Source organism: Alphaproteobacteria bacterium (assembly GCA_018662925.1).
GTDB lineage: Bacteria > Pseudomonadota > Alphaproteobacteria > 16-39-46 > JABJFC01 > JABJFC01.
On sequence record JABJFC010000053.1, the window covers coordinates 21340 to 27339 of the forward strand.

Sequence of the window (6000 nt, forward strand, 5' to 3'; positions counted from 1 at the left end):
AGCAACGTGTTTGATGAGAGTAGGGATAGATACCGCTGTTTACAGGGCTTCCGATACGGCAGCTCCAAGGTGAGGCACCTTCCGTCTTTTAGCCAACAGAATCTGATTTTGCCTTTCTTGTGCACGAGCGCGTTGGGCTGCGGATCTTTCATGGATGCAGTGGGGGCAGGAAACACCGGGCTTATAATCGGGGGACTTCATTTCTTCCTCAGAAACAGGATGCCTGCATCCAAAGCATTGCGCGTAGTCTCCTTCTTTAAGCTTATGGGTCACAGAGACGCGTCCATCAAAGACAAAACAGTCTCCTTCCCAGAGACTTTCTTCTTCGGGAATATCTTCGATATATTTAAGAATACCACCCTTTAAATGGTACACCTCTTCAAAGCCCTGTTGGAGCATGTAAGAAGTCGCTTTTTCACAGCGAATGCCGCCTGTGCAAAATGTGGCTACTCTTTTATGCTTTTTGGGATCGAGATTTTTCTCCACATAGTCTGGGAATTCTCGGAAATTAACAGTGTGTGGGTTTTTAGCTCCTTTAAAGGTGCCGATGTCCATTTCATACTCATTACGTGTATCTAATACGAGAACCTCCGGGTCTTGAATCAACGCATTCCAATCTTCGGGGGCCACATAGGTGCCGACCACTTTATTTGGATTTGCTTCGGGGCGTCCCAGGGTCACAATTTCCTTTTTGAGGCGGATTTTAAGGCGATAGAAGGGCATTTCACTTGCCGCTGATTCTTTGTACTCTAGGTTGTGAAAATCTGGATTGTCCTCAAAAAATTGTCTTAAGGCATTGATCCCGGTTCGGGTGCCGGCTACGGTCCCGTTAATGCCCTCATGGGCCAAGAGAATAGTTCCCATGATGCCATTTTTTTTGCAACATTCTCTTAGTGGTGCCTGTAATGCCTTGAAGTTTGGTAAATCTACGAATTTATAAAGAGCGGCAACGACAAAGGAGGTCATGATTCATTCCTAGTTTGTGAGGTCTTTTTCTCAAAATGTTCCAAGCTGGCTTGAAAGTAATCATATCCCGTAAATAGGGTTAATAGGGCAGCACTCCATAGAGTAAGCAACCCAATGAACGTAAAAGGAAAGAAAGGATCACCGGCTTCTCCTACGAGAAGAGAAATTATGGCACACATTTGAATGGCTGTTTTCCATTTGGCAAGTTGGCTGACGGGGACACTTACTTTAAGTTCGGCAAGGAACTCTCTTAGACCGGACACCAAAATCTCCCGGCACAGGATGATAACGGTTGGCAAAAGAGAAATGCCCCCCAGCTGGCCAGTTCCCACTAACATCAACAAGGCTGTTGCTATTAACAGTTTGTCGGCTATTGGATCTAAAAAGCGTCCAAAATTGGAGATTTGTTTCCGGCTACGAGCAAAGTAGCCATCTAAAAAATCGGTGATGCAAGCTAAAATAAAGATGGTTGCCAATGTCCAATTGGCAAAAGGGCGCTCAATATAAAACAGAGCGACAAAGAAAGGAATAACGAGGATCCTGGAAAGGGTCAGAATGTTTGGAAGCGTAAGGTGCATGAATTTCCTTTCCTGCGAGGCTCTAAACACATTCAACATTTTCATTGTACGTAACCTACCCTATGAAGGATGGAAATGGAAATAGATTTTTTCAGCAAGGCCTTTGTGAATGCCGGGAGCAGCTTGAAGATCTTTTAGCCCAGCGCGGGCCACGTCTTGGGCTGATCCAAAATGGCGGAGTAGATCTCGTTTTCGTTTGGCTCCAATGCCTGGAATATCATCTATGATTGATTTTCGGATCGCTTTGATTCTGCCGGCTCGATGAGTTCCGATGGCGAATCGGTGGGCTTCGTCACGGATGCGTTGGAGAAAGTGGAGGAGGGGGGTATTTGGCGGCAATTGAAAGGGCGTTTTTCCGGGAAGGTGAAAAGTTTCTCGACCGGCATTGCGTTCCGGGCCTTTGGCAATGGCGGCGAGAGCCACATCGGATAAACCTAAATCAGCAAAAACGCTCTGCACAACGCTCAGATGTCCAGCCCCACCATCAATAAGGACCAAGTCAGGCCAGTCACCGTTTCCCTTGTCATGTTCCAGTTGGCCTCTCTTAAAGCGGCGCGTTAGGACTTCGCGCATCATGCTATAGTCATCACCTTTGGCAAAGTCTTCCTTGAATTTAAATTTCCGATAGGCCTTTTTGCAAAACCCCTCCCGATCTATGACAATCATGGCCCCATAAGCCTGTGCCCCTTGGATGTGGCTGTTGTCATAGACTTCAATCCGTTTGGGAACACGATCCAGTTCAAATTGCTTTGCCAAGTCCTTTAAATGCTTATGCTGCGTTGCATTTTCTGAAAGATGTCGCAAAAGGGCCTCTTGAGCATTCTTAATGGCCGATTGAATGAGCGTAACCTTGGTGCCTCGGGATGGTTTTGTCAGTTCAATGGATTTTTCGGCCTTTTGGCTAAGGGCTTCTACGAGGAGGGGTTTATCTGTGGGGACGTGGCTTACACATATGTGCTTTGGAATTTCATTGGCGGCATAAAATTGTGCAAGAAAAGACCCCAGCACATCTTCCAGGGAGAGGCCTTCTGTATGGCGAGGAAAATAGGCTCGATTTCCATAGTTTGAGCCATTGCGATAAAAGAATATTTGGATGCAGATGCTTCCCTCGGTGGCATAGGCCGCCACAATATCTGCGTCTCGGAGATTTGGGATATGGATAGTTTGGTGCGTTTGGAGACGCGTGAGGGCCTTGATCCTGTCCCGAATAGCGGCCGCTTTTTCATAGGCTTGATCTTTGCTGGCACTGTGCATTTTTCGGCTCAGATTTTCCTGAATCTGACGGCTCTTCCCACTCAGAAAGCTGCTTGTTTCCTCTACCAGATGGGCGTATTCCGACTCCTTAATCTTACCGACACATGGCGCACTGCAGCGTTTAATATGATACAAAAGGCACGGACGGGTTCGGTTCGAGAAAATACTGTCGCTACAACTACGCAGAAGAAAGGCTTTTTGGAGGCTAATAAGGGCATCGTTAACAGCAGTTACACTGGCAAAAGGCCCAAAGTTTATGGCATCTTTTTTTCGGGCCCCACGATAACGGGAGATTTGGGGAAAAGGATGGTCCTTAGAAATACGAATATAAGGAAAGGACTTATCGTCCCGCAACAGCACATTGTAACGGGTCTTGAATTTCTTGATGAGGTTGGCTTCCAGCAAAAGGGCTTCAGCTTCTGTGTGGGTCGTAATGATTTCCAGGCTGCGGGTTTCTCCGACCATGCGCTGAATGCGATTTGGTAGTTTCATCCAATGGGTATAGCTGGTCACGCGTTTCTTGAGATTTTTGGCTTTGCCCACATAGAGAACTTCTTGACGTTCACTCAGCATACGATACACCCCCGGAGAGCCAGGGACGGTCTTCAAGGCTTTCTTGAGGGCTTGGATGCCTTTTTGAAGGGAAGTCGGAACGTTGCTAGTCATAATAAAAGTAAATGCAACAAATACGGCAAGGTTGCAACTATTATAAGCCTGTGGATAACTTTGTGGATAAGTGGAAGTAGCCGGTTGAGCCTACAAACTCCCAGTTATACACTTGATATACACCACAAAAATGGAACTTGAAGCACACCCAGGAATTTGGATAGCTTCTTCTTCGATGACGAACTTCTAGCACGTCATTTTTCATTTGAAAAGACCAATTGTGGATAATTTTTAAATTTATTTTGAAAGGGTGAAATTACTTGTTTACAACACAAGTAGAAATCACATGGCGGTGGCTTGCAATCCAGTTATAGACGGGTCTTCCCACAAGGCGACTTAGAACGGGGATATAAAAAAGAGGGGCGAGCCATATAAGGCCTGGAATACGGACAACCATATATCGGTAAGCATCAAATCCAGGGATTGCTTGTCCTTTTCCAGTTACCACATATAAGGCCTTATCCACCTTCTCGCTTTCAACCACTGGCGACGGATTGGTCCTGTAATCGCGAATTGTGATTTGTTTCAGACCATCAAACGCTAGCAAGGATGCCATGGACCGGACGCAAAAGGCACACTGGCCATCATAGATGACTTCCATTTCGTCCATCCAAGACTTCCATTTTTGTCCCATTGTAGCTAACCATTCTCGACGGAAGAATGAGAGATGACCTAATATCATAACAGCTGAGAATAGAATCAGGTCCAGCATAACCGCAATCCCAATATGCACAAGGACAATCTCGGCTAAGAAGAAGGGACGTGTCCTTCTCCCCCATATTAGGAAGGTGTACCCTAACTGCAGGAAGATTGTACCATAAGTTAAGATGTTTATGATCCAATAAGAACTTGCTAGCCACTCTAGGGGGAGCCTTTTGAATTCATTACCGTTCAATGCATACCAGAGAGCATCTCCATTAATCCAATCACTTCCATCTAATTTATAAATCGCAGCGAAAAATAGACAGATAACCATTTGAAGTTGGATTAGGCGTTTGCAAGCATATCCCCATGGGATCTTTTTAACGGGAAGAACAGCACTAAGATCTTTTCTTTTCAGCTGGTTTAGTTTTCTATAACGGTCAAGACTCAAAACTTGACCAATTGGTGCAAGAACAAGTGGTATAAGAATTCCAAGAATTATAAAGTCTACACCATAGACTATTGCTGGATTCCTATGAAAATAATATAAGTGGAAAAAAAGCACAAACCATTTTACCCATCGTGTTAGAAGCCCCAATGTGAAAGCGGCACATGCAAAAAGAAAAATAATATAGCTAACGAACAAAAGCTGAGGGTCTTTGATAAAGCTTAAAACAGAATGAATGTAGATAGAGTCATGGTAAGTTTCTAGGATATTTACCGAGACCCAGCCTGAATCTGTATACAAGAAATCAAAGTCTAGAATAAGGAAGCCGTAATTGCATAGAAGCACGAGGCCGATTCCTATTCGAAGAAAATCTAAAACGAGTGTATCAGTCTCTCTAAACCAAATATTGTTCCACGCTTTTATTGTATGAGTAAAGAGTTCTTGGAAAAATTTTCTCATGCTACTATTCCCGTTCACACTTTATAGGATCAAATTGATTTAGTTCCATGGAATCCACGGGGCGAACACCATCTATGTACGCATGCCTATCCATCTGGTCTTCGTGGTACCCATACTCAAATATGATTGAAGATGGAGACAAATTCGAGTGTTTTCGACATAGGTACTGGGCTCCACCATATGAGAAAACATCAGAGCCTTCTACAAAATTTCTGTAGAGGCCAAACATTCTATGGTAATTTGGATGGGATGGATTGAGAGAGTTGATGAGGGGAAAATAGTGTGGGTTTCCATCTTCATCTATGACGACGTACTTAGTTGTAATACCAGCTCCCACCTTTGGGGCGAAGAAACCCCAGTTAAAACTTAAACCAAAAGTGTAAGTGTAATTCTCAAGAGTAGGATAAATACTGCTTCTCAGATATGAATCTGGCATGGGCGAAATAATCATTATGAAAGAATGCCATAACAAAAACAGTGACCCCACAAAGTACCAAAAGCGCTGTTTTTTTGGAATTTGTGGACACAACCGACCCGATTTATTTGACATTAAACTTTCCCAGTATTCGAGTTATTATTTTTCCTAATTATTATACGGATTATGAGTATGGGTCAAGGGAGTATCAGGCGTTGATGAAGGATTTCAATACAATAAAATTGCTTTCTGGTCTGAAAAAAGGGAGGGGATTTTTTGGGAGCAGCGGGAATGACAGCTTATCTTTCCGAACAGGTGTAGCAACGGCTCCGTGTAGCTTCAGCCTTTCTTTAGCACTATAGATCAGTTAAAGCCGTCCCATAATACGACAGATCAATTAAAGGTGCTCAACAGCAGTATAAATCAGTTAAAGCCATCCCATTGATTTTTTGTATTACCCAAAATCCGCGATAGGAAGTTACATTTCTCCTTCAAGTTCAAGGGGACGCAGTTTTTTCGATCGAGCGCGAGTTTTTTTAGGTGTTAAATTTTTAAATCAGCAATAATTGACC

The 6000-nt window shown here is 43.9% G+C and carries 5 protein-coding genes; all 5 read right to left on the bottom strand.

Going from position 1 to position 6000, the window contains the following annotated elements; genetic code table 11:
• Positions 1-39: 39 nt before the first annotated feature.
• Complete coding sequence (locus HOL16_04275; protein MBT5389911.1) at positions 40-966, bottom strand: rhodanese-related sulfurtransferase; 927 nt, start codon at positions 964-966, stop codon at positions 40-42.
• On the bottom strand, positions 963-1544 hold the full coding sequence (gene pgsA, locus HOL16_04280) for a CDP-diacylglycerol--glycerol-3-phosphate 3-phosphatidyltransferase (GenBank protein MBT5389912.1): 582 nt from the start codon (positions 1542-1544) through the stop codon (positions 963-965). The genes HOL16_04275 and pgsA overlap by 4 nt, the downstream gene beginning before the upstream one ends.
• A 60-nt stretch (positions 1545-1604) precedes the next feature.
• Positions 1605-3464, bottom strand: a complete 1860-nt coding sequence (gene uvrC, locus HOL16_04285; GenBank protein ID MBT5389913.1) for an excinuclease ABC subunit UvrC — start codon at positions 3462-3464, stop codon at positions 1605-1607.
• A 256-nt stretch (positions 3465-3720) separates the two neighbouring features.
• Positions 3721-5013, bottom strand: coding sequence for a DUF393 domain-containing protein (locus HOL16_04290; GenBank protein ID MBT5389914.1), 1293 nt, complete (start codon positions 5011-5013; stop codon positions 3721-3723).
• Between the two features lie 4 nt (positions 5014-5017).
• Positions 5018-5563, bottom strand: coding sequence for a hypothetical protein (locus HOL16_04295; GenBank protein ID MBT5389915.1), 546 nt, complete (start codon positions 5561-5563; stop codon positions 5018-5020).
• Positions 5564-6000: the final 437 nt, after the last annotated feature.